The following is a 26,289-nucleotide window of genomic DNA, read 5'->3' as shown; positions in this document are numbered from 1 at the left end:
GCGCCCACACCGTCCTCCGGCCCGCTCTGACCTCATGTCACCCCGGACCTAGGTGGACCCTTGCTACTTGCCTGCCTCGCGGGCGCACTCCTCACGTGCGCGCTCGCCCCTCTATTGACCCGCGCGATCGGCCGCAACGTCGGATGGCTGCTCGCGGTGCCCCTGCTCGGCGCCGCGGCGCTGATCGCGCTGGGGTACGACGACGCCGCGCACTCCCCCGCCGAGCCCACCCCCGCGGTCGTCGAGTCGCTGCCGTGGATCCCGTCCCTGGACGTGGGGCTCGACGTGCGCCTGGACGGACTCTCGCTGGTCTTCTCCCTCCTGGTCCTGGTGATCGGGGCCGCGGTGCTGTGTTACGCCACGCGCTACCTCGAGCGCACGGACCGGGCCGATCGCGGGAAGCACGCGGGGTTCTATACGCTCATGACGGGCTTCGCGGCGGCCATGCTGGCCCTCGTGCTCACGGACGACCTCGTGGTGTTCTACGTCGCGTGGGAGGCCACCACGCTGTGTTCGTTCCTGCTCATCGCACGCTCGGGGGACGGTGCGCGGGAACCCGCGATCCGCACGCTTCTCGTGACCGTGGCCGGCGGACTCGTGCTGCTCGCGGCCGTCACCGTCATGATCGTGGCCACCGGCACCACCCGGATCAGCGCCGTCCTGACGCACGACGTGTGGGGTGCGCAGTCCGGGCTGACCACGCTCGTGGCCGTCCTCGTGGCGGTCGCCGCGTTCACCAAGTCCGCGCAGTTCCCGTTCCAGGCGTGGTTGCCGGACTCTATGGTCGCGATCACCCCGGTCTCCGCGTACCTGCACGCCGCGGCCATGGTCAAAGCCGGCATCTACCTTCTCTTGCGCTTCTCCCCCGTCTTCTCCGGAGTTCCCGCGTGGACCGTCCTGCTCGTCACGGCAGGACTCGTCACCGCGGTGTTCGGTGCCGTGGCCGCGCTGCGCCGCTACGACCTCAAGGAACTGCTGGCCTACTCAACCATGAGCCAGCTGGGTCTGTTAACCGCGATGATCGGGGTGGGCACCACGGCCGCACTGTCCGCCGCGGTGGTGCACACGATCGCGCACGCGCTGTTCAAGTCCGCCCTGTTCATGGGCGTGGGCGTGATCGATCACAGCGCCCACACCCGGGATCTGCGCGAGCTGGCCCGGATGAACCCGCGGATGCCCGTGACCGCCACCCTCATGGTGCTGGCCGCCGCCTCCATGGCGGGGATCCCGCTGTTGCTCGGTTTCGTGAGCAAAGAGTCCATGCTCGCGGCCTTCCTCGAGGCTCCCGGTCCCGCGTGGGCCCCGTGGCTGCTCACCGCCACAGCCGCCCTCGCCTCGGTCTTCACGGTCGCCTACGCTGCGCGCCTCGTGCTGGGCGCGCTCGGTGGCCGCAACGGCACCGTGGTGCGCGAGGCCCCGGTGTCCTTCTGGGCCGCGCCCGCCTCGGGTGCCCTCGCGGGGCTCGTCCTGGGTCTCGTGCCGTTCCTGCTGGACGGACTCGCCTCCGCGGGTGCGAGCGCGGCCGCCGGGTCCACCGTGGAGAAGCACCTCGCGGTGTGGCACGGCCCGGTCCCCGAACTGTTCGTCTCCCTCGCCGTGCTCGCCTCGGGTGCCGCACTCGTCCTCACCCGACGCCGCGTGCACGCCGTCCTGGCCCCGCGCGCCTTCCCGTTCTCCGCCCTGGACGGCGTGGACCGGGCGCGCGATGGGACCATCCGGCTCGGCGGCGTCGTGGGCTCGTGGACGAACAGCCCCGCCCCCGCGCGGCACCTGTCGATCCCCGCGGTGTGCCTGAGCGTCGTCGCGCTGCTCGCCGTGTGGAGCACGACCGAGTTGCCGCCGGTGCGGATCGCGGCGAGCGAGCCCTTCGACTGGCTGCTCGCGCTGCTGATCGCGTGCGGTGTGGCGGCCATGATGAACGCGCGCAGCCTGATCTCCGCGATCGTGGTGACCGGGGTGGTGGGCTTCTCGATCACCGTGTGGTTCTTCGACCTGGGCGCCACGGACGTGGCCATGACCCAGCTGCTCGTGGAGATTCTCACGGTGTGCGTCATGGTCCTATTGCTGCGCCGCCTGCCCGCGCGCTTCTCCTCTCCCGGCGCACGACGCCGCGTGGTCGCGCTGCTCGTGGCGGGCGCCGCGGGGCTGGCGACCACCGCGGGCGTGTGGATGCTGACCGGACGGCGCGAGGCCTCACCCGCGTCCGAGTACTACCTGACCCACGGCTACAACGAGACCGGCGGGTCCAACCTGGTCAACACGATCCTCGTGGACTTCCGCGCCCTGGACACCCTGGGCGAACTGACGGTGCTGGGTGTCGCCGGGCTCACGATCGCCGCCCTGCTGCACGGGCGCCGCCCCGCCGCGGACGACCCCGCCCCGATCGACGAGCAATCGCCCGTGAGCGACCCGGAGACCAACACCGTGTTCGTGCGCACCGCCGCGCGCCTGCTCGGGCCCGTGATCGTGGCGATGTCCGTGATACTGCTGCTGCGCGGACACCACGAACCCGGCGGCGGCTTCATCTCCGCGCTCGTGGGCGGAGCCGGCTTCACCCTGAGCTACCTGGCCGCGCCGTCCGACGAACGCGCCCGCGTGCGCCTGCCGTACCTGTGGTTGATCGGGGCCGGCGTGGCCGTGGGAACCGTCACGGGCCTACTGGGGTACCTGGACGGGTCCTTCCTGCGGCCCCTGCACCCGCGCATCCTCGGATTCGAGATCACCACCGCGCTCGTGTTCGACGGGGGCGTGTACCTCGCGGTGATCGGCGTGATCCTGGCCGCGTTCAACCTGCTGGGGCGGCCGCCGTCGGACATCACCAAGGTGCTGTCCCGCGAACCCGAACCCGGTGCCGCGGGACCGGACGACCAGCCCGGTTCCGGCGCGTCCCCGGGCGCGCGCGCCGGGGCCGGCGAGCGCCGTCGTGCCGCCCGGAGCGGTACCGCCGCGAGTCCCGCGACGACCCGTTCGTCACACACGACCCACGAGACCGGAGAGGTGACCCCCCGATGAGCGCAGCCGTGATCGCCGGACTCCTCGTGTTCGGTGCCGTGTACCTGCTCATGCAGCGCGAGATGCTGCGCGTGATCCTGGGCTTCGTGCTCCTGGGCCACGCGGGCAACGTGGTGCTCATGGCCGCGGGCGGCAGCGCGCGGCGCCACGAGCCCTTCGGTGCCCCCGAGGACCTGTCCACCGTGGCGGATCCCCTGCCCCAGGCGTTCGTGCTCACGGCGATCGTGATTGCGTTCTCGATCACGATCGTGATGCTCGTGCTGGCCGTGACCGGCCGGGACGATGACGACGACACCGAGGCGAAGCTCGAGGAGGTGCGCTCATGAGCGGCGCCCTCCTCCCCCTGTTCGTCGCACTTCCCCTGCTCGTGTCCGCGGTGTTGTTGATCGTGGGCGACCGCCGCGTGCTGCACGCCGCGGGTCTCCTCGGGACCCTGTTGCTCGTGATCGCCGGAGGCGTGTGGCTCGTGACCGATTTCGCCGGCAGCGGCGGGGCCGTGGCCCACGGTGTGGCGCAGTGGCCCGTGGGGATCTCCATCCCGTTCGTGGCGGACATGTTCGCCGCGCTCATGCTCACGGTCACCGGGGTGCTGACTCTGGTGTGCTCGTGGTTCGCTTACGCCTCCGGCCGGGCGGCCACCGTGTACTTCGCCCCGCTCGTGCTCGTGCTCACGGCGGGCGTGAACGGCGCGCTGCTGACCGTGGACCTGTTCAACCTGTTCGTGTTCGTCGAGGTCATGCTGCTGCCGTCCTACGGGCTGTTCGTCCTCGCGGCGCGGCACCGGGGCACCGAGCGGCAGGTCATGGGTGCACGGTTGTACGTGACCCTGAACCTGCTCACCTCCACGATCTTCCTCATGGGCGTGGGCTTCATCTATGGCACCGCGGGCACCGTGAACATGGCCGAACTGGCCGGCCGCGCCGCGACCGACGGCACCGTGGCGATCTCGACCGCCGTGTGCTTGTTCGCCCTGGCGATCAAGGCCGCGGTGGTCCCCATCCACGGGTGGCTCGCGGTCGCCTATCCGGCCACCTCCCCCGCGATCACCGCACTGTTCTCCGGGCTGCACACCAAGGTGGCCAGCTACGCGATCTACCGGATCTACGCCGTGGTCTTCGACGGCGACGCCCATTGGCTGTGGATCGGCGTGGCACTGTGCTGCCTCACGATGGTCGCAGGCGTGCTGGGCGCCGTGGGCGAGAAGACCACACGATCGATCCTGGCGTTCCACATGATCAGCCAGATCGGGTACATCCTGCTGGGGGTCGCACTGTTCACCCTGGCCGGGCTCGCGGCGGGCATCTTCTACCTGCTTCACCACATGATCGTGAAGGCGTCCCTGTTCCTGTCCACCGGGGCGATCGAGGTGCGCTACATGACCGGGAGGATCGGCGCGCTGTCCGGGATGACGACGCGTGAACCGGTCATCGCGGTTGCGTTCTTCGTGGCCGCGCTGTCCCTGGCCGGGCTGCCGCCGTTCTCCGGGTTCGTGGCCAAGTTCTCGCTCATCCTCGCGGCGGTCGACACCGGTCACGTGATCGCGGTGATCGTGATGCTCGCGGTCAGTCTCGTCACGCTGCTGTCGATGCTCAAGATCTGGAACGGCGTGTTCTGGGACTCCGCGCGCGAGTCGTCGCTCGAGAACGGGGGCGGTTCCGGGGCCGGTGGCGGTCCCGCCGCCCGCACTGGCGGTTCCGGTGCGGGGACCGTGCCGGAACCTGCCCCGGCCGCCCGTGACGACGGCGCCGTGGCCACCGCGAGCGGGCGACGCATCTCCGCGGCCCTGGCGGGGCCCGCCGTCGTCACCGCGTGCCTGACGCTCGCGCTGGGCCTCGGCGCGGAAGTGCTCATGGGCGTATCCACGACCGCCGCGGAGGGCCTGCTGGACACCTCGACCTACGTGAAAGCGGTGATGGACTCATGAGTTGGCTCACCTGGCCTGTCCGGGTCGTGGGGTTCCTGGTGTGGTACGCCGGGCAGATCATCTCCTCGAGCACCGCGGTGCTGCGGGACAACCTCACCCCGGGACAGAACTCGACTCCCGGTGTGGCCCGCGTGCGGACGCGCTGCCGCTCGGACCTGGAGGTGACCCTGCTGGCCGCCCTCATCACGCTCACCCCCGGCACGCTCACGCTGGGGATGCACGACGCACCCGTGGCGGCGCAGCGCCGTCGTGACGAGAACGAGATCCGCACGCTGTACGTCCACTCGCTGTACTCGGGTAACGCCGACAGCGTGCGGGTCGAGGTCCGGGAACTTGAGACACGACTGCTGCGCGCGGTGCGCCGCACGGGAGGGACGTCATGATCGGTGTGACCGTGGGGATCGTGATCCTCGCCGTGGCCTGCCTCGCGGCGGCCTTCCGGATCCTGCGCGGGCCCACGGAGGCGGACCGCGCGGTCGCGGGTGACCTGTTGCTGTTCGGGTTCGTCGGTCTGATCGCGTTGTTCGGTGTGCGCGTGGCCAACGAGTACACCTTCGACATCGTGCTCGTGGCCGCGCTCGTGGGATTCCTCAGCGCGCTGTCCCTGGCACGGGCTCTGACCAGGGGGAAGCGATGAACGAAATCCTGACCGTGCTGGGCAACGTCCTGATCGTGGCCGGGGCCCTCGTGTTCGCGACCGCCGCCCTGGGGGTGGCCCGTTTCCGGGACGCGTACATGCGGGTCTCGGCCGTGGGGACCGCGGGCGGGCTCGGCATCGTGTTCGTGGTGACGGGGGCATTGCTGCTGCAGCCGTCCGTGTCCAACGTGGTCAAGGTCGTGCTCATCATCACGATCCACCTGATCACGTCCGCGGTGGGGACCATGGCGATCGCGCGATCGGCATATCTCACGGGGACTCCCCTGGAGCGGTATGCGTTCGACGAGCTGGCCGCGGATTCGCCCGGCACGGAGCGGGACCCGGAACCCGCACGGAAGCCTGCCGTGGACTGAGGACCGCACGTCCCGCCCCCCGGCACCGGGTGTGGACCGCGGTCCCTCGTGGCGTACGGCTGGCGCTTCAGCGCCCGGAACGGCCACCCGGGGTCAGTGTGCGGCCCCGCTGAGCCGGTCTACCGCCTCCACGACGGTCTCGGGCGCGCACGCGAGGTTCATCCGGGCGAAGCCCTTGCCCGCGCCACCGAACATGGGTCCATTGGACAGTGCCACCCCGGCGTGCTCGAGTGCGTAGGCGGCGGGATCATCGCCCCATCCCAGGGCGCGCATGTCGAGCCACGCGAGATAGGTCGCGTGACCTCGGCGCACGACGACGCCCGGGAGCTTCTCGCTCACTTCGCGCTCGAGCAGCTCGGTATTGTCCTGGATCGAGGTGATCGTCTCGTCCAGCCAGTCGAGGCTGTTGCGGAAACCCTCCCGCGTGGCGAGCAGGCCGAAGCTGCCGGTGCGGTAGGACACCTCGTCCGGCAACTGCTCGAGCCACCGCATCATGGGTTCGGAATCCACCACGAACATGGCAGTCTTCAAACCGGCCAGGTTGAACGCCTTGCTCCCCGATTCCGCGGCCACGCCGTGCGCGCGCGCGGCATCGGACACCGAAAGGTATGGCGTGAACTTGGTCCCGTGATGCGTGAGCGGGGCATGGATCTCGTCGCTGACCACGAATCCGTCGTGCTCGGCCACGATCTCGGAGAGCCGTTCGAGCTCCTCGCGGGAATGTACGAGCCCCACGGGGTTGTGGGGATTGCACAGCAGCACGCCGCGGGCACCCGCGCGCAGGGCGGCGTCGATGCCGCGCAGATCAAGACGGTAGCTCGCGGCGTCGTCGAGCAGCGGGACCTCCACGACCCGCCCGCCGGCCTCGACCACGAGGTCGAAGAACGGCGGGTAGACGGGCGGGGTGATGATCACGCCGTCGCCGGGCGCCATGAGACGGCGCAGCGACTCCACGATCACCACGCTCACGTCCGTGGTGCAGGAGATCCGCGCCGGGTCCGGGCGCCACCCCCACCGCTGCGCGGCGAAGTCCGCGAACGCCTCCGCGGCGCCGCGGTCGGTCGGGGTGGCGTACCCGGTGTCGCTGTTCTCGATCGCATTCTGTAGCGCCGCCTTGATGGCCGGCGGCGTGGGGAAGTCCATTTCCGCGACGAACATGGGCAACACGTCCCGCGGGTACGTGCGCCACTTGGCGCTCGTACGACGTCGCAGGGCGGGCATGTCATCGGCGGTCGTCATGGTCCCTCCTCCCGTTACTGTCTGGTCCTCAGGACTCCGTGAGTTTCTTGGCCTGGCCCAGACGCAGCGACTCGAGGGTCTTCTCCTGCTCCTGCGCGCGCTCGTAGAGGTTCTGCAACAGGTCCTTGTCCAACCGCTCGTCCGGGACCTCCAGGAGCAGCCGCCAGCCGAGGCCCTTGGCGTGCACGGCGGCCACGAGACCCTCGAGTTCCTCGATGTCCGACAGCGGCGAACGTTCCTTGATCCGCTCGTTCGGCTTGAGGCGTGCGAGCTTCTCCCCCGCCTTCGCAGGGAGATCCTTGTGCAGGGCAGGCTTGGCCCCGACCATGGACATGATGTCCTCCAGGGACTTCTGATCGCGGGCGATCTCCGGGACCAGTCGCTCGACCTGTTCCCGCACCTCCGGGTCCCCGTGGCCTTCGGCCACACGGCGGAACACATCCACCCCCGCGGCCGATCCGGCGTGGTGGTCCTGCAGGTACGTGGTGATCACGTTGCTCATGGGATACCCCTTTCGTCGTGTCCCTCCACCTAAGCATGCTGAGCGCCGGACGGTCACACCCGGGTGGGTACATGACGTGCGCATTTGCCCGATGACTCGCGCCACCCCGCCTGCCACACCCGCGTTCTAATGGAGCAAAAGCAGCTTCGGTGCACCGGATCACGCCTTAGCTCAATAAAGGCGAAGGGGTGCGGCGTCGTCGTCCGGGGTGCGGGCGCGGCATACTGGACGGGTACGCGCCGTGCCGGGGGAATCGGGGCGGATCATCTCAGGGGGGACAGTGGCACCGGAAACTTTCGTGGACTTCACCGCGCCGAACGGACTGAGCTCGTGGTACCACGTGTGGGACTCGGGCACCGCGGGGATCATGTACTACTTCGACGGCGACTACTGGGACCTGGACGACACGTCCATCAACTGGCCGGACGAGGGCGATCTGGCCCGGCTCGCGGTGGCAGCACGGGCCCGGGACCTCATGTTCGTGGCCGTGAACACGCCGGACGAGGACGGCTCCGGCGACGGCTACACGTGGTGGGAGGACTGCAAGGCGAACGGCAAGTACTTCCGGGCGCTGCACGAGCACATCGTCGAGCGGAACCCGCAGGTGGACGCGAGCAACATCTGGCTCCTGGGGTACAGCGGCGGCGCCGAGTTCATCACCTACGAACTGCTGGACCGGGGTATTCCCGGGATGACGCACGGCGGCGCGGTGATCATCGGCGGCGGCGGAGCGAACGCGCCGGTGGCCACCAAGAAGAAGGCCCGGCCGTGCATCGGCAACACGGCCATGCACTGGTGGGTGGGCGATCAGGACGTGGACGGTGCCACGAACCCGCCCGAGTGGAGCGCGCTGGGCGCCGCCGAGGAGGGCGTCGCCGCGTTCCAGGCCGCGGGTTTCGACACGAACCTGCACGTCCTGCCGGGCGTGGACCACTCAGGGTACGACGCTGTGGCATGCCTTTCGCACGCACTGCCCGCGGTCTCGCGCAAGGCGGGCCTGCGCGCTGCGCTGTCCGACGGATGGGTGCGGCTCACGCGGGACACCTGATGAGTGACGAGGAACGGCCGAGTGGCGGGTCATGATTTCTAGTGAAGTTAAAACAGCTTCGCCGCACCGAAATGTGCTCTAACGCCACTAGAAATTCGGGTGGTAGCCATGAGCGGGACCGTGCACCAAAAACCGGCTCCGGCCAAGGATTTCTGCCTGGCCGGAGCCGGTTCACTCGGTCGGGATGACAGGATTTGAACCTGCGACCCCTTGACCCCCAGACGTCCAGACTGCTCCGGCCAGACCGGATTCTGCGTGATTCCTAGCGTCAGATCATGCAGAACACGTCACGAGATGCATGGAGTGCATGATTCTGGTCCCCTTCTGGTCCCCCTCGTGGGCAAGCTCACTTCGCGGCCAGAACCGTGAGAGGCGCTACGGCGGCGTGGAACCTGTTGCCCACGAGCAGCACGACGATCTTGTGGCTGGCGCTGCCTTGCTGCGGTTCTCCGGGTGGTGATGTCGGGGGCGGACGGGCCAGCTCAGGCCGGTTGCGGGATGGCGGCGATGTTCGCGAAGACCGCGACGATCGCGGCTGCCCAGGGCCACGTCTCCGGGATCTTAAGGCGAGTTGATATGTCCGAGACGCTATAGGGCAGGAGAGTCGCCTTCCTCGCCGCCGACGGGGTCGAGCGAGTCGAGCTCGAACAGCCCCGCGAGGCACTGGAGCGGGCTGGCGCGCAGACCGAGGTGCTGTCGATCCATGACGGTGAGATTCAGGCGCGTGAGAACGATCTGGAGGCAGCAGGCACCTTCACCGTTGACAGGTTGGTCGCGGACGCCTCTGTCACCCACTATGACGCCCTGCTTCTCCCGGGCGGCACGGTGAATCCCGACCAACTCCGGGTTGACCCCGACGCGGTCTCCTTCGTCCGCGAGTTCGTCGAAAGCGGCAAGCCCGTTGCGGCGATCTGTCACGGGCCGTGGACGCTGATCGAGGCCGGTGTGGTCGAAGGCCGTGGGCCGCCCCCTTCATTCGGTCCGGTCGCTGTGCGAGTCGTCGGTTTCCGATTGATGGGTGCATTGCCGAGCGTAGTCGACGGGTGCGAGGTAGCCGAGCGATGAATGCCGGCGGTCGTGGTTGTATTCGGTCTTCCAGTCGCCGATCACGACCTGGGCGTGGAGCAGCGAGTAGAAGCTGTTGATGTTCAGGCACTCGTCGCGGAGCCTGCTCTCGGCATCCTCGCCTTCACTTCGGCGAGGTCACCCGTGGCCAGGCCTCTCGCCCTCGCTGCGCCACCGGCGACATCCTCCGCTTCGCGAGGTCACCATGGACGAGCCCCTCGCTGGGCGACGCGTGCGTCCCGTCATGGCCTGAGACCTCACATCACCGACGGGGCCCTGCCGAGAGACGATCCTCACGGCAGGGCCCCGTCACGGTGCTTGGGCGCGAGCGGCCGGGTGCGCCTCGGGGGTCAGGCGTCGTCCCGCCCGGCGGCGCGGTGGACGAACTCGATGAGGGAGTTCTCCATCTCGGCGCGGGTCTCGGGCTCGTTGTGAACCTCGTGGCGGACGTCGGGGTAGATGTGGAGTTCGACGTCGTGGCCCTTCTCCTCCAGGCGCCGGGCGACCTCGCGCGCACCCTCGCCGTAGTTGGTCACCGGGTCCTCCGCGCCCGCGAAGATCGCGACGGGAACCTGCGGAAGGCGGTCGAAGAAGTCGTCGCCGTTGGCCTGGTCGTACACGTCGACGAAGCCCTGCAGGAACCGGTTGCTCAAGGGGGCGCCGAAGTTGTTGAAGGGGTCGCGGCCGTGATCACGGACGACGTCCGCGTTGCGCGCCACCCAGTCCGTCGGGCCGAAGTCCGGGCCGAGGCGGTCGTAGAAGCCGTCGAACAGCTGGCCCACCAACGCATCCGCAGCGGGGGCGGAACCGTCGGCCGCCACGGCAGCCTTCAGGGCCTCGCGATCCAGCGTCGACTCGACACCGCGCATGCCCACGGCGATACCGCCCAGCGCGAGCCCGTCGACCTCGACACCCGGCTGCAGCACCAGCGCCCGCGCGATCATCGACCCCAGGCTGTGGCCGAACACCACGTACGGCAGGTCGGGGAACAGCTCCTTGGCCTTCCGGTACAGCGTCACCTCGTCCTGCACGATGACCGTCGCCGACTCGTCACCGGCGTCACCCCACGTCCCCGACTGCATCGCCGTCCGACCGTGACCCGCGTGATCGTCCGCGACCACGACGAACCCCGCATCCACCAGCGCGGCCGTCATGTGCAGGTACCGGCGGGAGTGCTCGCCGAGACCGTGGATGAGCTGGACCACCGCCACCGGCGTGACCGCCGGTTCGTACACCCAGGCCTGGATGGTGTCGGTGCCGTTGTGCGACGTGAACTCGAGTTCGCGCAGAGCCATGCTGACCTCCTCGTCATGCCCCTCGGGCGGGGAGCTCGACGGTATGACCCTACCGTACCTGCCGACAACGGGATGTCCGGCCCCCGACCTCCGTCGCCCACTCGCGGAACTCCCTGTCGCGGGCGCTGAGAGCGGCAGGTACGCGCCCAGCCCGTCCCGAGAGCCGCGTGACCGGGTCCGGACCCGGCGGCCCGGCAGGGTCACCCCCGGTGGGGGGGCCGCGTCCCGCCCGGATCATGCCTGCCGGCCCGCCCCGTGGCACTTCGGACGCTCTGTGCCGGCGCCGGGCGTGCCCGTCCACGCCCGGACGGCCCGCAGAACGTGGACCAGGCCTCGGCATCGCGGCTAAGGAAGGTGAGGCCGGGGTCGATCAGACAGGCGACACGGGACATCACATGGAGAAACGGCGTCCCCGCTCCGGTGCTGCGTGTACCCGACGACGGCCCCCCGGCCGACGAGCCCGGCGCCGACGACCTCGGTCCCGGCGATCACGCCGCGGCCCACGTCGCCCGCGACTACGGTGCCCGCGCCGACGACGCGCCCCACGACCACGCCCACCACGCGCCCGACGACCCGTCCGAGCGTCCCCGCAGTGAAGGCGGTGCAGCGCACCTTCCAGGTGGACCGGTACATGCCCAAGACCGCGGCTCAGGCCCGGGTCGTGGCGCGCCTCGACGACGACGGCGTGCTGCGTTACCGCGAGGACCGCGCCCTCTGGGGCGCGAACAACTGGCAGTTCGTGACGGTGCGGGTGCCCGCCGACGCGAGCAAGGCGCAGGTCATGGCCGTGATCGACGCCAAGACGTCCTCGCGTGTGGGTGACGTGCACACCGGTTCGCGCCTGCGTTCCATCACGCGTGGTCGCTCGGTGACGATCGCGTGGGAGCTCGGCAAGGGCGCCCGCCCCACCTCCGCCTGGGGTGCGAACAAGTCCGTCAACCAGATGTTCTTCGCCCGCTCCTGAGCGACCACAGGTGGGCGTGGCCATCACCACCACGCCCACCTGTGGCGGGCCTGCATCGCCGAGCCCGGCCGAGCGACGCGTCACCCTTGCGAGGGTGGCGCCGTCGCCGCATGTCGGCTCCGCCCCTCGGGGGTGAGTCCGGGACCGGCGCCCTCATGGGTCGAATCACTCGGCCCGGCCATCGAATTCGGCGGCAGCCTCTCGGTGATCCTGGGACCCGCGCGGTGTTGCGGGGCGGCCTGGCACCTCTTCTCCGCGTCGTGCAGCAGCGTCCCTTCGCGTGAGAACACTGTGAACGTTCCCCGAGATGCCGGGGGCGGCCCAGGACGTCGTGGTGAACGGGAACCTGATCACCAGCCGCTCGCCCGATGACCTGCCTGCGTTCTGCGATACGATGGGGGCGAAATTTGCGAGCAATTCGACCCGGGAAGAGGTGATGTCATGAGCGTGACTAAGGGACTGCTTGTCAGGCTGGAGGCCCTGCCCGGCAAGGAAGACGAGGTCCAGGAATTCCTCGGCATCGGGCGAGGGCTCGTCGAGGAGGAACCGGCCACCGTCGCATGGTTCGCGATCCGTCTCGGCCCATCCTCCTTCGGGATCTTCGACGTGTTCCCCGATGACGATGGCCGCGACGCGCACCTGTCCGGCGCAGTTGCCACCGCTCTCGGCGAGCAGACCGGCAAACTGTTCAGCGAGCCCACGATCGAGAAGTTGGACGTCCTGGGCTCCAAACTCCCCGCCTGACACCACAGACCGGGAGTACTGGCCCAGAGAGGAGGGGTCGTTGCGCGCGGTGACTTCGGGCTTACACAGCCCGCTGACGTCGTGGCAGCGGCCCCTTCTCTTGCGGCCTATCGCTAATCACCAACGGATCGAGGAACCGCGATGACAGGAACTGACGACGGCGTTGCCACGACGCGTTCACCCGAGGTAGCAGTGATCGGGGGCGGGATCGTCGGTCTGTCCACGGCGTACGCGCTGCGGGAGCAGGGCGTGCCGGTGCGCTTGTACGAGGCTGGTCTGCCCGGGACGGGTCAGTCCGCAGGCGAGTCGCGGATCTTCCGGCATGCCCATGACGACCCGCGACTGGTCGCTTTCGCGCGCGAAAGCCGCGGCGTATGGGATGAGTGGGCCGAACACTTCGACGTCGAGCTGGTCTCATCAGACGGTGTCCTGGCGATCGGAGACAGCGCCCTGGCGCGGCTGCGGGTGCTCGACCAGGTCGGCGGCGTGGAAGCGCACGAGATCGACGCGGCCGAGGTCGCCCAGCGGATGCCGCTGCTCGCTGGGTACTCGGGGCCAGCGGTGCTCGACGAGTCGGGCGGCGCGATCCGCACCCGCGCCGCGATCACGGCACTCACGGGTGCTCTCGCAGATGCGATCACCACCGGTGAGGTCATCTCCATCGATCCCCGCGCCGACGGGACGGTCGAGGTGCGCAGCGTCACCGACCGGGCTGTCTACTCCAAGGTGGTCGTGTGCGCCGGCCGCGAAACCGCCCGCCTGGCACGCAGCGTCGGCCTGTCGCTGCCGGTTCGCCTCGCCGCACACGTACGGCTGACCTTCGACGTGAAAGCCGCCGCCCCGGCACGAGTCGCGTGCCTGCAGGACAGCAGCGGCGTCTTCGGCGAAGTCGGCGTCTACGCCACGCCGCTACCGGGCAACAGCAGCTATTCGGTCGGACTCAGCGACACCGTCGGCGTCCGCGACGACGGAACTTTCATCGACCCGGCGGCGATTCGATCGCTGGACGAACGCGCACGCGAATACGTGACACGGGCGCTGCCCGGTCTCCACCCAGAGCCGCGCGACTTCCTCCACTGCTGGGTGACCGACCTCCCGTGGAGTGAGGACGGCGTGGCCGTGTGGGAGGCAGGCTCTGTCTTCTTCGTGGCCGGTCACAATTTGTTCAAGCAGGCACCTGCACTGGGTCGCGCTCTTGCCCGGGCTGCGACCGGCGGCGGTCTCCGCGCCGAGCTCACGCCCGAAGCGCGCCTCGGCGAGGCCCAGGGCTAGCCCCGGTCTTTCATGACGGCGGTCGGGATCGTGTCGGAGCCGTGTGGTCGAGTGCGCCCGTGTGCGGAGTGACTGCGGGTACGACGACGGGCTGGCTGGCGCTGTCGGGCTGCGGTTCTCCGGGTGGTGATGTCGGGGGCGCACCGGCCAGCTCAGGCCGGTTGCGGGATGGCGGCGATGTGCGCGAAGACCGCGACGATCGCGGCTGCCCAGGGCCACGACCCCGGGATCTTAAGGCGACGTCGGCGTGCGCTGTGAGCGAGTCGGGCGGGCACGTGGAGGAATCGGTAGCGCAGCGCCTTCGGCTCGCAGGTTGCCAACATGGCGGCGGAGCCGCTGCAGCCGAGCAGGCGGGTCCACGCGGTTAGGTCGCCCGCGATCTGGGTGATCATCAGCCAGGTCTGGTTGATGTTGAACTTCCGCGACGGAAACCGTCCCAGGCCGCTGTCCTTGGCGTGGCGGATGCGGTCCTCGACCCGTGCATGGGCCCGGTGCCGGGCCTCGAGAAAGGCGAGATGGCCGGCCGTGGTGTTGGTGTCGAAGACTTCGTAGCGCCAGCCGTCGCGTTCCTCGAACAGAGACAGTTGCGCGCCGGGGTGGGGGCGTTCGCGGCGCACGATCACCCGCATCCCGGCTGGCCACTTGGCGAGAACCTTCGGGTCGATGAGGCCGGTCAGCTCGGCGACGTCGCCGCCCTCACGAACGCCGCCGTTGGCATCGAGTGCTGGGGTCCAGACCTTCTTCGGGACCAGATCGATGGCATCGCGGAGCTTTCCGGTGATCGCGAATCCCACGCTGTACTCGACGCTGCGGCCGCGGACCGTGCCCCGTCCGGTGAAGGAAGGGGGTTCAAGGCGCTCCGTTCGGCCACAGGCGACCGCCGGCGAGAGCGCCGGGGGGACCAGAAGGGGACCACGAAAAACGACCGCCGGACATGATGAAGCCCAGGTGAGAAACCTGCTCTCACCTGGGCTTTTCTGTCGGGATGACAGGATTTGAACCTGCGACCCCTTGACCCCCAGGCGTCCAGGCGGCTCCAGGGGGACCGACTTCCGCGTCATTCCGGATCGCGGATCATGCAGAGCACGTCACGAGATGCATGGTTTGCATGGTTCTGGTCCCCTTCTGGTCCCCCTCGGGACCGAGACAGTGCCGACGAACTAGCCTGCTCGCCAGCGACGCTCGGAGAATAGTTGTCGTTGAGCCACGATCTCGCGTGCGGCGAACGCAGGCAGCTCAAGCTGCTCCACGTCAACATTCCCGATCCAAGCTGTGCATTGCGCAGGAGAGAGCGAGGGCTCCAGCACAAACTCCGCAATCGCGCGAGTAGTAGCCCTTGACAGCCCAACCGAGATGAAGGACATGTCGGTTGGCCGTGGCACTCCCAGTTCAAGCATCATCTCGATATCGACGGCATCCGCATCGATCTGCCGACCAAGTTCTCCCGCCGCTTGCGCCACGATGTCGGCGTAGCAGGATAGGTACCTTGGCGCCTCAAAACGCGCGATGTCCTCTACGTCCGCCATCACCTTGCGGATCAGGCCCGGATAGGAGACTTCTTGGCCTTGATCGCGTCGCCACCTCGCGCGGTTGTCGATAATGACGCTGAGAGGCACTCCTCTCATCCAGTGAACGATGAGGCGCGCAAGCGACAAGCGACGAGACTCGGGCTCGAACGATCCGCCCAGGTACTCAGCAACATAGTCCAGCGCGATCTTGTACTCATCGAAAGCATCATCGCTAGTTGGAGGAACGAGAGCAAGTTCCTCGGGGTGACCGTTCGCCAAGACGGCGTCCAAGAGGCGCTGCATCGACATCGGACTGATGCCTGCATGCTTCTTCACGAGGTCTGAGCGAAGCCGGAGAGTTGGCGTCACGCGCCCAAGTGCCTCAGCAATCCGGTCGGTCTCTTCCGCCCTTAAGGCAACACCATGAAGTCCAACCAGATTCCCGTCAGATATGAAACGACCAGCAAGCCAGTTGAAGGCTGATTCGAGCTCCGGAGGCGTCTCGCGATCAGCTTTGTGTGCGCCACGATCGATGTATTCGATCACGCTAGCTACGTTGGACAGGGTCGTAGTCGCCGCAGGCACGATCGATGACCGCTCTCGCCTGCCGGGTTTCTCAGGCCAGGCCTTCGAATCTGATGTATCGACGCAGAATATGTTCCCCTGGAACTCAGTGCCCCATCTACCAGCTCTTCCGGCCAGGTTCCAGAAGTCTGGCATGGGCATATGCATCCTGGGCCCCTTGTGCGGAGCGCGTAGGAAGAGGTTTCGGCACGGCAGATTCACTCCCTCAAGAAGGGTGGAAGTGCATACCAGGTATCTGAGTTCTCCTCGCTTGAACAACTCCTCAACCTTTGCCTTGAGCACGAGAGGCATGTCACCGTAGTGGAAGGCGACACCCCGCCTGGCGAACTCGGCGAGTTTAAACCTCTCGTGCACGACGCCTTTGGAGAAGTCGACCAATTCTTGGATCGCATCCGACTCTATCGCGAGGTCTTCACCTAGAGCATCAAATATGGTTCTAGCAAACTTCTCCGCTTCAGCCGGTCCGTTCGCAAAGACAAGGTTCCCAGTGGAGTCGCCCCCAATCGCGGCAGCGATGAGAGGAACTTTCTGCCCAACGCCATCTGGAGCAAGGGGAAGCTCTATTTGACCAACCTCCCGCTCCTCACCCTCGTAGACGAGTGAGAGCGCATAGCGGCGCGGCTTCCGAGGGACCTGGTTGACGAAGACGAGGTTCTGATTCACCGTCACCGTCTCGCCGACAAGCGCGGCCTTGCGCTCCTGTGAGGATTCGGGTTCCAGGAGTACACGGGGGTTTGCTGACAAAGGACTTGCGAACACTAACCGAACAGTTGGGTCCCGACGAAGGGCTTCGTCAAGCACCTGCGTTAGCAGTATCCCGCGAGTTCCATCGGCGATCTTCTGCGCTTCGTCTACAAAGATCACCGATGGTGCAAACTGCGGCAACCGCTGATGCAGCAGGTGAAGACGCTCTTGCGTGAGGACGAATACCTGTCGCTCGAAGCCAGTAATTTCAGGGTCCCACGGGAGGGTATGAACACCCACGCTGTCATCCAGTTTGGATCGGAAGACCTCGCTAACCTCCTCAACGAGGGCTCTGGTGGGTGCTATGTACACAAGTCGCGCAGGCGTCGACCCTCGCAGTTCGGAGAACATCCACTCGCGGATGATGTACGACTTACCTGCGGATGTCGGCGCAGATACACTCACCCAGTCATTGGCGGAAGCGAGCTCCCAGAACGCCTTTTGAAAGGGATTGACATCGATTACGTCGCCGCTCGGCAGCGTTACCGTTAGTTCGGCGCGACGGCCAAGCGCATCAAGGACAAGTGTCGACGAGTTTGCTTCGATCGACGCCAGGATGCTTTCGTCACGGTCTCGCGCCAGAGCGATTGCTGGTTGATTCCCCACACGATCTAATAGAAGAATGGCGGCGGCCCGCTGCTCGTCGGTACTTTGGCGCGACCGAAGGCAGCCTTGCGCAACACGCAGCACGGCATCCTGAGCAACCTCATTCACCTCCGGCGTTAGTGCGCTCGCACACACCAAGAGAAAGGCCCAGTCAGGCTCGCGTGCAGGAGACGCGGAGTCGTCCAGCAAAGGCACATCCGCCTGTACCGAACTGACCGCTATTTCCTCAAGTCCAGCTCTGAACCGGCTGAGGGCGAGCACCCGGTCCGACAACTGGCTCACGACTTGACCTCGATCCGGAGTTCAGCCTTGATCGCCTTTCGAAATTCCTCGACGGACGGCATTGGAAAGAAGAACACCTCAATAGCGTGTTTAGTCAGGGAGCGATTCTCAAGGCGCGTCTTTGTAGATTTTGTCCAGCTACTGAGGACTTCGTCCAATTCAGCCTTCACAGACGCTTCTTCACGAGGAAGACTTGGATAGTTCTCATGCACGAAGCCAATAAGACAGGCGCCACGCATCTCGACATTCGCAGAAAGAATCGATTTGTCGTTGAAGTACTCGAGCAGCCGGGCCGTCACCTCCGCGTTTCCAGCGTCGACGTAGTGTCTGATCAGGAATACGTCCTGCTCGTGAGCGGTACCAGTCAAATACGGCTCGATGCTGTCCATGCAATCCGTCATCGCTTTAGCAACCGACTCATAGAGTTTTGCTTCACCCCAATAAACAGCCAGATCCCCGTTATCAAGGAGCTTCGCATGGACTCCGTCAGCGCCGTGGTACTGCATCTCGGTACTCGTCTTTAGAGACATCTTGCTGAGGACCTGCGGTATCTGGAGTCCTTTCTCAAGCAACGCGTATAGAAGTAGTTCTGCACCCTCCCCTGTCTTGACCTGGGTTTGAGTGAACAGGCGTGCGGCTTCGTTAGCTAGGCGAGTAATCTCCGGAATCTGCCGATCTGGGGATAGTAGTCCAACCTTCTCAATTTCCGTCCGAGGGATGCAGTAGTTGACGATCTGATTCGCAAGCTGCTGCGCCAGCGTCTTGAGGCGAGGGGTCCCCAGAGGGTCACTTCGGAGGAAGTGGCAGCGGACAATCGAACGCGTGCCTTCAACAGCGATCGGTTCGCCGTAAGTGACTAACGAACTCTCTACTTCGTCCCAGCCACCCCGCACGAGCCGCTGAACCGCTTCGATCAACGGCACTTGTTCGACAACGGCAGTCTGAGCCGCCTCGCTAGTCATGCGGTCAAGCCGATCTTGCTCCGGGCGGACGACGCGACGACTCGCGGTCCAACGCCCCACGACTCGTGTTGGTTCATCATCGACCTTCCTCAGCTAAGGGTCGAGTGGACCGACGACCCGGGTCAGACTGTCACGTCGCCCATCTTGCCGTATCGCCATGGCCGAGAGGCCGCGACACGGCGACGCCGGCAGCCATGTTCCTGAGGAGCCGCAGTTCGGGCGCCATCGCTCACAATCGGGGCTACCGTGGCGACCTCACAGACTCCGACGTGGGGGTGCGGGCGGCCGCACCGATGGTGGACGAGGAGCACGAGGCTTACCGGTCCGACCCAGATGAACTTGAGGGCATTCCAGGCGAACAGCAGGGCCAGCAGGTGGAGCCAGCCGGGACCGTCGTCGTTGATGATCGTGGTGCAGGTCGCTGCCGCGTAAAAGTAAACCCCGGCGAGCAGCATCGCGGGGACGCCACACTTCATGCCGCGTCTGGTGCGGATGGCGTTGATGAGCAGGTTGGTAGGTGCGTAGCGGAGTACGCCGTAGCCTCGTGCGCTGAGCGCGACCGATGTGCGGAGCATCACCGGGTCTCTCTTTCCTCGTCATAGCGCGACGGTGTTCCGTCGTGGAGGCGGCTATGAACCGAGTGCCCTCGAAGGGGCCGTCCCGCAGAACCCGCGTAGCTGAAGAACCTGCCTCACCATCCAGTCTACGACCGTGCTCTGACAGAGGGAACCCGTCACTGGAGCAGAGGCGTGTACCTCGTCGGTGACCTTGGAGCGAGAAGACACCGATCATGGCGACATTGGCAGAGCGGATGCAGGGTGAGCGGATGGCGCGGGTCGCGTTGTCGATGGTCGCCGAGCCGAACGACTCGACCACCGGGCGCGTCCTCGCCCAGGTCGGTGGTGTTGAGACTTTGCGGCTGGTCGAGTCTAACGATCCGGTTCCGGGTCTTGCCCGCGCGGATACGATGATATGGCGCGAACGGCTCGCCGCTCGGGTCACTCCCGACTTGCCCGACCGGGTGGCTGAGACGCAAGGCGGCGAGTTCGGCACTCTCCTCCCGGCGGACAAGGAGTGGCCCGCGGGTCTGGATGATCTGGGTGAGCGTGCTTCGTACCTGTTGTGGACGCGCGGGGCGACTTCGTTCTTGACAGCGGCGTTGAGCAATCGCGTCACGATCACCGGCTCCCGCGCCGCGACCTCCTACGGCGAGCACGTCGCCGGCGAGCTGGTGACAAGTCTTGCCGATGAGGAACGCGTCGTCGTCTCCGGCGACGCCTACGGCATCGAAGGTGCCGCGCACAAGAGCGTGCTCGCCGCGTGCGGACAGACGATCGCGGTCTCGGCCGGTGGGGCTGAACCGTCCCTACCCTGCCGGGCACAGCGAGCTGCTGGGTCGCATCGGAGATGTCGGGCTGCTGGTGAGCGAGCTGCCGCCGGGCGCCGCGCCGACGAGACACAGGTGTTCCTGGCTCGCAACCGCCTGCTGGCGGCACTCTCAGGTGCGACCGTGATCCCCGAGGCCGGTCCCCGATCCGGGTCGATGACCACCGTCATCGCCGCGCACGAACTCGGCCGGGGCGTCGGCGCGGTGCCCGGTCCGGTGACCAGCGCGACCAGTAGTGGCCCCAACCAGCTCATCCGGCAAGGCTTCGCCCAACTCATCACGGAACCCAGCGAGCTACTTGTCCTACTCGACGCCGACGAGGTACCAAGTCGAGCGGCGACGGGGCCGGGGGTTCGACAGCAGTTCGACCGCCGCCCTCAGCTGGGAAGACCGGGCCGTTCGCTCTGATCATCTTCAATCGACACCGCAACCGGCGTGAGCTACACGGCTTCGATGTCGTCGGTCGATGTCGAGACCGCCTCAGTGCGGGCTACCAGCTCACTGTCTGAGCGTGTCACTACTGTTTCGGGTTTCAGGAAATGGGATGGCCCGTACATCGAGAGCATCCAGCGGCCCGGTTCCCACTCTGTCGCGGTACCTCCTGCTTCATCGACGCGAACCCATCGGAGATCGGTTCGGTAGGTGTCGCCATTCACGAGGAGTTCTACATCGACGTGTGCCACGGCGGCCGCAACGTGCCGGACGCCGAGGATCGTCCATGCCGTGAGGTCTAGTGTCTGGTAGAGGTCCTTGGCCTCGACGGCGAGCTTGCCGACGGAGGATCGCGAGCTGCCGAGTTCCATGAAGTGGGCGCCTGCGGGAGCCCATTGCTTCTTCTGCCACCTCAGTAAGAAGTCCCCGCACGTCGTAGCGACCTCGGACGGATTGTCAGTAGATGCGCCTGGTTCGTACCGATGAGGGTGCCATTCTTCGAGTTTGGCCTTCTGGTCTTGGACCGTCTTCCAGCGGGTCAAGGACTCGCGCAGCGTTGGCGTCGGTTCGACAGGCTTTGCCCGACGTTCCTGGGCGTCTGCCCAGTCGGTTACCGCGAAGAGCCGATTCCACGCTTTGGTGGCGACGACCTCGTTGTCGAAGTTGACCAGGGTGCCGTGCATGATGCCGTTGCGGAATAGCTCGGTTACTTCGGTCGTATCGGTCTTGTAGAAGCCCTTGACGAACGACTGGTGTGCATGGCTCAGGCCCAGATGGTGTCCGGCCACACTGTCCCACGCCACCATGTCTTCTACGGGACGCGCATGCAGTCCCTGCCGTGCCGCCGTGTCGAGGTCGTTGACGAAGCCGTCCATCACTGACAGCAGCACAAGAACGGTGCTGTAGTACCGGCCTGCCTCGTAGTCGATCAGCGCCTTCTTCAGTAGCGGGATGCGCGGACGCATCGCGTCGAAGCGATGGAGGCGGCGGAGCGGGAACGCGATCCGATCGGCTGACTTGTAGTACTCGATGAGCCGTGCCTCAGCGATCGACGCATCATCGGCGCAGACGACGTGCTCGATAGCAGGCAGATTGAAGTCACCGGTAAACACCCAGTTCCGTTCACCAAGAAAGCCGTAGAAGGTGTCAACAATCCCAATGATGCGCCGGTGCTCGCTCTGCAAGTCCTTGAGCTGCTTCCGTTGCGCCTTCGGCAGCAGCAAGCCAAGCAGCTTGAACGCCGCCATCTGCTGCTCCATCTCCTTGACGGACGGAAGATCGCGCGCCGAGCCGTAGGGGCTCACTTTGTGCGTGTCGCTCATGTCTTGACCGTATCTGTGAGCACCGACACTCACGGCATGTTGTGGCTCGGTCCGTGCAACTCCGCTCGTCATAGGCTCCGAGCGGGCCGAGCCGCCGCGGTCTGTCGTACCTGCTGCGCCGACTGCTCGTCGTTGGTGATGGCGTGGGCGCGGTTGAGGGCGGCGCGGGCGCGGATGGCATCGATCTTCTGGCTGGTGCTCTCGGGGTCCGGGCCGAATGGCGTGCGGTCGTCGGTGATGCCGTAGCGGTCGCGGTAGGCGGCGATCGTGCGGGCTGCGCGCCACCATGCCGCCTTCTGCTTCTCGCTCCTCGGCTTCCTGCCGAGGTCGGCCGTCCACGGTGCCTCATCGGTGAGGGAGCCACGGAGCACGGCGTCGGCACGAGCTTCGATCAGCTCGCGGCGCTCGTCCAGGGCTTGCCGCATGTCGTCTGCTATCTGCCCGCTGGCGTGCGGGATCAGACCGACGATCAACCGCGGGGACTTGCGAGTGCGGCCTGATCCGGCGGGCCGGACGGTGGCGCGCGCGACGCGGGCGTGGAGGACGGAGGCGATGTCGTCGGCATCGTCAAGACGGCGGGCACCGACGAGCCGCGGGAGCAGAGCATCGAGGTCGTGGTGATTGGCCTCGGCGTGCCGAAGTTCGGCCGACAGCGCGCCGTAGGCGTCGGAGTCCAGCACGTCGCCGACCTGATCCGGCGTGAGACCGGACGCCGCAAGCAGAGCTGCCCAGCGGTCGTGCTGTGCGGCTTGGGCGATGGTGTCGTATTCGGCCGCAAGTTGGGCGATGGAGCCCCAATATTCTTGCTCGGCGGTGATCGTCTCGTGCGCCGACAGCTCCGCGCCGACGTGCTGGAGCACGCCATACAGGACGCTGCGGGCGGTGACGTTCGGGTTGTCATCAGGGTGCGGCTCGCTGTGCTCGTGATCCTCACGGTCGACGGCTACATACCCGAAGTTGCCTTCCGCGCCACGCGTCATGGAGACGTAGAAGTTCTCCCGCGTAGTCGTCGGAGCGACAACGACGTGCGAGGTCTGCATGGTCACGCCCTGCGCCCGGTGCGCGGTGATCGCGTAGCCGAGGTACAGGTGCTCGGCTACATAGTCGGCAGGTAGGACGATCCCGCCGCCGAACCTGCGGGCGGCCGGGCGGATGCTGACCGATCCGTCCTCGCGTACGGCAGTAACGGTCCAGCGGGAGCCATTGCGGACCCATGTTCTGCCGTTGCGGAGGCGGCGGTCGTTGTGGCGGGTGATGACCAGATCACCTTCAGAGGCCGCGGTGCCGTTATGCAGGGCGGCCTCAGGGCCGAGTTCACCTGCCCGCCGATGATCCGATCGGCTCGCGCTCGCCCGTTGAGGGTCGTGACCGTCTCGTGCGTTTCGGCCACGAGGACCGGCGCGCGGCCGGCAGCGAGGTCGCGCTGCCAGGCGGTGTACGCGGCGTCGATCATGGTCTCGGCTTCGCCGCCGGTGATCCGGTCGTGCTCGATGAGCGTGTCGATCGCTTCGGATCGGCCGTGACGGAGCTGCAGCGAGGTCGTCTTCTCCCAGGCGTGGGTGAAGCGGTGCAGGTCGTGAAGCTCCGGGGCGTCATCGCGGGAGTGGACCAGGAGACCGAACGATCCGCCGGCGTCGACCATCAAGAACACCATCGCACCGCTGGTCCGTGTGCTCGATGAAGCGGTCCGGGACGGGCTGATCCAGATCAACCCCGCCAAGAACCGCGCCAAGCCGAGCCTGAACCGCAACGCCTTCCGCGACCAGTCCGCCGAGCAAGCCTCCCCACGGGCGCACGCGATCCCGGATATGAAGACCCTCAACCGGCTCGCCAAGACGTGTGGGAAGGTGCACCAGTCCTACAGCGACTTCGTGATGCTCGCCGCGCTGCTGGCCGCACGGTCCTCGGAGGTGTCCGGGTTACAGGTCGGGGACGTGGACTTCGGCAAGAACCTCGTCGTGATCCGCAGGCAGGTCTTCCCCGGCAAAGGCGGCCTGGTGACCAAGCCGACCAAGAGCCGCAAAGAGCGCCGGGTGCCGATCCTCGAACCGCTCCGCCCCGTCCTGGACCGCCTCACCGAGAGCAAGCAACCCGAAGACCAACTCCTCGTCGGCCCGAAGGGCGGATACCTCACCACCGCAACCGTCCGCGACGCCACCAACTGGGACAGCATCGTCGCAGGGCTCGGACTGCCCGACCTCACCCGCCACGGCTTACGCCACACCGGAGCGACCTGGATGGCCGACGCCGGCATCCCGTTGCACGTCCTACAAGACATCCTCGGTCACGCCTCGATGGAGACCACCCGCGGCTACCTCCACCCCGACGACCGCCACCTCGCCTCGGCAGCCGAGCAGGCCAACGCCTTCCTCTCCGCCGCCGGGCAACGCAAACAGGCCCGGCGCAGCGGCCCCTCAGCCAGGGGCCTGTGATGTGCGCCCGCGACAGCATGGGTGGCCGCGCGAGCGTTCTGGTCCTCTTTTGGTCCCCTTATCCCCAGGGAAGCGGGTCGAGGCGGTCCGACTGTCCACAGGCGACCGCCCGACGCCACCCCAGGGGGACCACCGAAAACCGCCCTCGGACAGGACGAAGCCCAGGCGAGATACCTACTCTCACCTGGGCTTTTACGTCGGGATGACAGGATTTGAACCTGCGACCCCTTGACCCCCAGTCAAGTGCGCTACCAAGCTGCGCCACATCCCGCGACCGTGTTCGGCACCGTTTCCGGCCCCGAACACCCGAGTTACATTACCCCAACCCTGCCCGAATTTCACATCGGCGCGGGCGACTCGCGAGCCGCCCGCGCCGACTGGAAACCGAGCCAGTAGGGGCAACCACTCAGCGCTTGCGCTGGCGCTTCTCCCGCACCCGCATGGTGACCTCCAGCGGGGTGCCCTCGAAACCGAAGGTCTCACGGATCCGACGCTGGATGAACCGGCGGTAACCGGGGTCCAGGAACCCGGTGGTGAACAGCACGAACTTGGGCGGCCGGGAGGCCACCTGCGTCCCGAAGAGGATCCGGGGCTGCTTGCCGCCGCGCACGGGGTGCGGGTGGGCCGCCACGATCTCGCCCAGGAACGCATTGAGCCGCCCGGTGGGGATGCGGCGGTCCCAGGAGTCCAGGGAGGTATGCAGCGCCGGGACCAGCTTGTCCTTGTGCCACCCGGTCTTGGCCGAGAGGTTCACCCGGGGAGCCCAGGACACGTGGGCCAGATCCCGTTCGATCTCGCGTTCCAGGTAGAACCGGCGCTCGTCGTCCAGGGTGTCCCACTTGTTGAACGCGAGCACCAGCGCGCGGCCCGAGTCCACGGCCATTTGCAGGATGCGCACGTCCTGTTCGGAGAGCACCTCGTCCACGGCGAGCAGCACCACGGCCACCTCGGCGCGTTCTAGAGCGGTCTGGGTGCGCAGCGACGCGTAGAAGTCCGCCCCCTGCTGCAGGTGCACGCGGCGGCGGATGCCGGCGGTGTCGATGAAACGCCACGGTTCCCCGCCAAGCATCACGATTTCGTCCACGGGGTCACGCGTAGTGCCGGCAGTCTCGTCCACGACCACGCGCTCGGAACCGGCGAGCTTGTTCAGCAGGGAGGACTTGCCCACGTTGGGCCGCCCGATCAGGGCCACGCGGCGCGGTCCACCCTCGAGCTCGGCCTCGGCCACCTCCGAGTACTCGGGCAGCGCCGCCACGAGGGCATCCAGCGCGTCGCCAGAGCCCTTGCCATGCAGCGCGGAGACCGGGAACGGCTCCCCCATGCCCAGGGACCACAGCGCGGTGGCCTCGATCTCGAGCTGCGGGGAATCCGCCTTGTTGGCCACCACGATGATCGGCTTGGTCACGCGCCGCAGCATGGACACCACGGCCTCGTCGGTCGCGGTGACCCCCACGGTCACGTCCAGCACGAGCAGCACGGCGTCCGCGTTCTCCACGGCCAACTCCGCCTGATCGGCCACGCGCTTGTGGATGCCCTTGGCGTCCTGCTCCCACCCGCCGGTGTCCACCAGGGTGAAGTTCTTCCCGTTCCACTCCGCCTTGTAGGACACGCGGTCGCGCGTGACGCCCGGGGTGTCCTCGACCACGGCCTCGCGGCGCCCGATCACGCGGTTGACCAGTGTGGACTTGCCCACGTTGGGCCGGCCGACCACGGCCACCACGGGGTCGGGGCGGCGGGCGTCCCGCTCGTCGTCTCCGTCGACCCAGTCCGCGAGCAGCGCGGCGTCCTCGTCGTCCAGCTCGTAGTCGGCCAGCCCTTCGCGCAGGGCCTGCGCACGGGCCTCGGCCTCGGCGTCGTCGATCGCGGCCAGGCGCTGGGAGATGTCCTCGTTGCCCCCGCCCAGGACGGACTGTTCGTAGGAGTCCACCGTGGGCTCGTCCGATGCGCTCATGG

The 26,289-nt window shown here is 67.1% G+C and carries 23 protein-coding genes, 1 tRNA gene and 2 pseudogenes; 13 read left to right on the top strand and 13 right to left on the bottom strand.

Translation table 11 applies throughout. The features are described 5' to 3' along the window. The first annotated feature begins 60 nt into the window (after positions 1-60). From IE157_RS05430 to IE157_RS05405, 6 genes are read left to right on the top strand one after another with little or no spacing between them, the layout of a single operon-like run. Positions 61-3,012, top strand: a complete 2,952-nt coding sequence (locus IE157_RS05430) for a DUF4040 family protein (RefSeq protein WP_193519383.1) — start codon at positions 61-63, stop codon at positions 3,010-3,012. After that, on the top strand, positions 3,009-3,338 hold the full coding sequence (locus IE157_RS05425) for a cation:proton antiporter subunit C (protein WP_064845766.1): 330 nt from the start codon (positions 3,009-3,011) through the stop codon (positions 3,336-3,338). Before IE157_RS05430 ends, IE157_RS05425 begins: the two co-directional genes overlap by 4 nt. Continuing rightward, positions 3,335-4,936 carry a monovalent cation/H+ antiporter subunit D family protein gene (locus tag IE157_RS05420; protein ID WP_193519382.1) on the top strand — a complete coding sequence of 534 codons (1,602 nt, stop codon included), beginning with the start codon at positions 3,335-3,337 and terminating at the stop codon, positions 4,934-4,936. The genes IE157_RS05425 and IE157_RS05420 overlap by 4 nt, the downstream gene beginning before the upstream one ends. Further along, positions 4,933-5,319, top strand: a complete 387-nt coding sequence (locus IE157_RS05415; protein ID WP_193519381.1) for a Na+/H+ antiporter subunit E — start codon at positions 4,933-4,935, stop codon at positions 5,317-5,319. The genes IE157_RS05420 and IE157_RS05415 overlap by 4 nt, the downstream gene beginning before the upstream one ends. Continuing rightward, on the top strand, positions 5,316-5,573 hold the full coding sequence (locus tag IE157_RS05410; RefSeq protein ID WP_035961140.1) for a monovalent cation/H+ antiporter complex subunit F: 258 nt from the start codon (positions 5,316-5,318) through the stop codon (positions 5,571-5,573). Before IE157_RS05415 ends, IE157_RS05410 begins: the two co-directional genes overlap by 4 nt. Next, on the top strand, positions 5,570-5,947 hold the full coding sequence (locus IE157_RS05405; protein ID WP_098055217.1) for a cation:proton antiporter: 378 nt from the start codon (positions 5,570-5,572) through the stop codon (positions 5,945-5,947). The genes IE157_RS05410 and IE157_RS05405 overlap by 4 nt, the downstream gene beginning before the upstream one ends. Positions 5,948-6,040: 93 nt before the next feature. Here IE157_RS05405 and IE157_RS05400 read toward each other — a convergent pair whose 3' ends face one another. Then, complete coding sequence (locus tag IE157_RS05400; protein ID WP_193519380.1) at positions 6,041-7,186, bottom strand: MalY/PatB family protein; 1,146 nt, start codon at positions 7,184-7,186, stop codon at positions 6,041-6,043. Between the two features lie 28 nt (positions 7,187-7,214). Then, the gene (locus IE157_RS05395) at positions 7,215-7,688 is read right to left on the bottom strand and encodes a hypothetical protein (RefSeq protein ID WP_064845771.1); all 474 of its coding nucleotides are present in this window, start codon (positions 7,686-7,688) and stop codon (positions 7,215-7,217) included. Positions 7,689-7,968: 280 nt separating this feature from the next. Between IE157_RS05395 and IE157_RS05390 the strand changes: the two genes are divergently transcribed. Together IE157_RS05390 and IE157_RS05385 are read left to right on the top strand one after the other, a co-directional pair. Further along, positions 7,969-8,736, top strand: a complete 768-nt coding sequence (locus tag IE157_RS05390; protein WP_064845772.1) for a hypothetical protein — start codon at positions 7,969-7,971, stop codon at positions 8,734-8,736. 594 nt (positions 8,737-9,330) lie between these two features. After that, positions 9,331-9,696, top strand: a pseudogene (locus tag IE157_RS05385) (DJ-1/PfpI family protein); the annotation flags it as partial. A gap of 12 nt (positions 9,697-9,708) precedes the next feature. Here IE157_RS05385 and IE157_RS05380 read toward each other — a convergent pair. Together IE157_RS05380 and IE157_RS05375 are read right to left on the bottom strand one after the other, a co-directional pair. Beyond that, a pseudogene (locus IE157_RS05380) lies at positions 9,709-9,921 on the bottom strand (integrase core domain-containing protein); the annotation flags it as partial. 230 nt (positions 9,922-10,151) lie between these two features. Further along, entirely contained in the window at positions 10,152-11,096 is a 945-nt protein-coding gene (locus IE157_RS05375) for an alpha/beta fold hydrolase (RefSeq protein ID WP_035964342.1), read from the bottom strand. 592 nt (positions 11,097-11,688) lie between these two features. Between IE157_RS05375 and IE157_RS05370 the strand changes: the two genes are divergently transcribed. The 3 genes from IE157_RS05370 to IE157_RS05360 all read left to right on the top strand — a co-directional run bounded on the left by IE157_RS05370 (position 11,689) and on the right by IE157_RS05360 (position 14,076). After that, a complete protein-coding gene (locus IE157_RS05370) occupies positions 11,689-12,060 on the top strand; it encodes a hypothetical protein (RefSeq protein ID WP_193519379.1) in 372 nt (123 codons plus the stop codon). Between the two features lie 441 nt (positions 12,061-12,501). Continuing rightward, positions 12,502-12,804: a putative quinol monooxygenase gene (locus IE157_RS05365; RefSeq protein WP_064847389.1), complete on the top strand. Its 303-nt coding sequence runs from the start codon at positions 12,502-12,504 to the stop codon at positions 12,802-12,804. Positions 12,805-12,945: 141 nt separating this feature from the next. After that, the gene (locus IE157_RS05360; RefSeq protein ID WP_193519378.1) at positions 12,946-14,076 is read left to right on the top strand and encodes an NAD(P)/FAD-dependent oxidoreductase; all 1,131 of its coding nucleotides are present in this window, start codon (positions 12,946-12,948) and stop codon (positions 14,074-14,076) included. A 152-nt stretch (positions 14,077-14,228) separates the two neighbouring features. Here the strand turns inward: IE157_RS05360 and IE157_RS05355 are convergent, their stop codons facing one another. The 4 genes from IE157_RS05355 to IE157_RS05340 all read right to left on the bottom strand — a co-directional run bounded on the left by IE157_RS05355 (position 14,229) and on the right by IE157_RS05340 (position 19,338). Beyond that, positions 14,229-15,137: a transposase gene (locus tag IE157_RS05355; protein WP_404820589.1), complete on the bottom strand. Its 909-nt coding sequence runs from the start codon at positions 15,135-15,137 to the stop codon at positions 14,229-14,231. 99 nt (positions 15,138-15,236) lie between these two features. Further along, on the bottom strand, positions 15,237-17,801 hold the full coding sequence (locus IE157_RS05350; RefSeq protein WP_193519377.1) for a DEAD/DEAH box helicase: 2,565 nt from the start codon (positions 17,799-17,801) through the stop codon (positions 15,237-15,239). After that, positions 17,798-18,763 carry a HamA C-terminal domain-containing protein gene (locus tag IE157_RS05345; RefSeq protein ID WP_193519376.1) on the bottom strand — a complete coding sequence of 322 codons (966 nt, stop codon included), beginning with the start codon at positions 18,761-18,763 and terminating at the stop codon, positions 17,798-17,800. Before IE157_RS05345 ends, IE157_RS05350 begins: the two co-directional genes overlap by 4 nt. Positions 18,764-18,885: 122 nt before the next feature. Next, positions 18,886-19,338 (bottom strand): sulfate permease, encoded by a 453-nt coding sequence (locus IE157_RS05340; protein ID WP_193519375.1) that lies wholly within the window; start codon positions 19,336-19,338, stop codon positions 18,886-18,888. Between the two features lie 215 nt (positions 19,339-19,553). Here IE157_RS05340 and IE157_RS05335 point away from each other — a divergent pair, with 215 nt between their 5' ends. Continuing rightward, the gene (locus IE157_RS05335; RefSeq protein ID WP_193519374.1) at positions 19,554-20,558 is read left to right on the top strand and encodes a DNA-processing protein DprA; all 1,005 of its coding nucleotides are present in this window, start codon (positions 19,554-19,556) and stop codon (positions 20,556-20,558) included. Between the two features lie 32 nt (positions 20,559-20,590). On the opposite strand, the gene IE157_RS05330 is transcribed toward IE157_RS05335, so the two are convergent. The 3 genes from IE157_RS05330 to IE157_RS13165 all read right to left on the bottom strand — a co-directional run bounded on the left by IE157_RS05330 (position 20,591) and on the right by IE157_RS13165 (position 23,558). Beyond that, complete coding sequence (locus tag IE157_RS05330; protein ID WP_193519373.1) at positions 20,591-21,904, bottom strand: hypothetical protein; 1,314 nt, start codon at positions 21,902-21,904, stop codon at positions 20,591-20,593. Positions 21,905-21,972: 68 nt separating this feature from the next. Continuing rightward, positions 21,973-22,950, bottom strand: coding sequence for a hypothetical protein (locus tag IE157_RS13170; protein ID WP_449768865.1), 978 nt, complete (start codon positions 22,948-22,950; stop codon positions 21,973-21,975). A gap of 50 nt (positions 22,951-23,000) precedes the next feature. After that, positions 23,001-23,558, bottom strand: coding sequence for an AAA family ATPase (locus IE157_RS13165; protein ID WP_449768864.1), 558 nt, complete (start codon positions 23,556-23,558; stop codon positions 23,001-23,003). A gap of 16 nt (positions 23,559-23,574) precedes the next feature. Between IE157_RS13165 and IE157_RS05320 the strand changes: the two genes are divergently transcribed. Then, entirely contained in the window at positions 23,575-24,336 is a 762-nt protein-coding gene (locus tag IE157_RS05320) for a tyrosine-type recombinase/integrase (protein WP_318281344.1), read from the top strand. A 197-nt stretch (positions 24,337-24,533) separates the two neighbouring features. Here the strand turns inward: IE157_RS05320 and IE157_RS05315 are convergent. Together IE157_RS05315 and der are read right to left on the bottom strand one after the other, a co-directional pair. Beyond that, a tRNA-Pro gene (locus IE157_RS05315) sits at positions 24,534-24,607 on the bottom strand. A 135-nt stretch (positions 24,608-24,742) separates the two neighbouring features. Continuing rightward, positions 24,743-26,287, bottom strand: coding sequence for a ribosome biogenesis GTPase Der (der, locus tag IE157_RS05310; protein ID WP_098055213.1), 1,545 nt, complete (start codon positions 26,285-26,287; stop codon positions 24,743-24,745). Positions 26,288-26,289: the final 2 nt, after the last annotated feature.

The sequence above is a fragment of the Kocuria marina genome, assembly GCA_014652975.1.
Classification (GTDB): Bacteria; Actinomycetota; Actinomycetes; order Actinomycetales; family Micrococcaceae; genus Kocuria; species Kocuria marina.
This window is presented reverse-complemented; position numbering and strand designations above follow the sequence as displayed.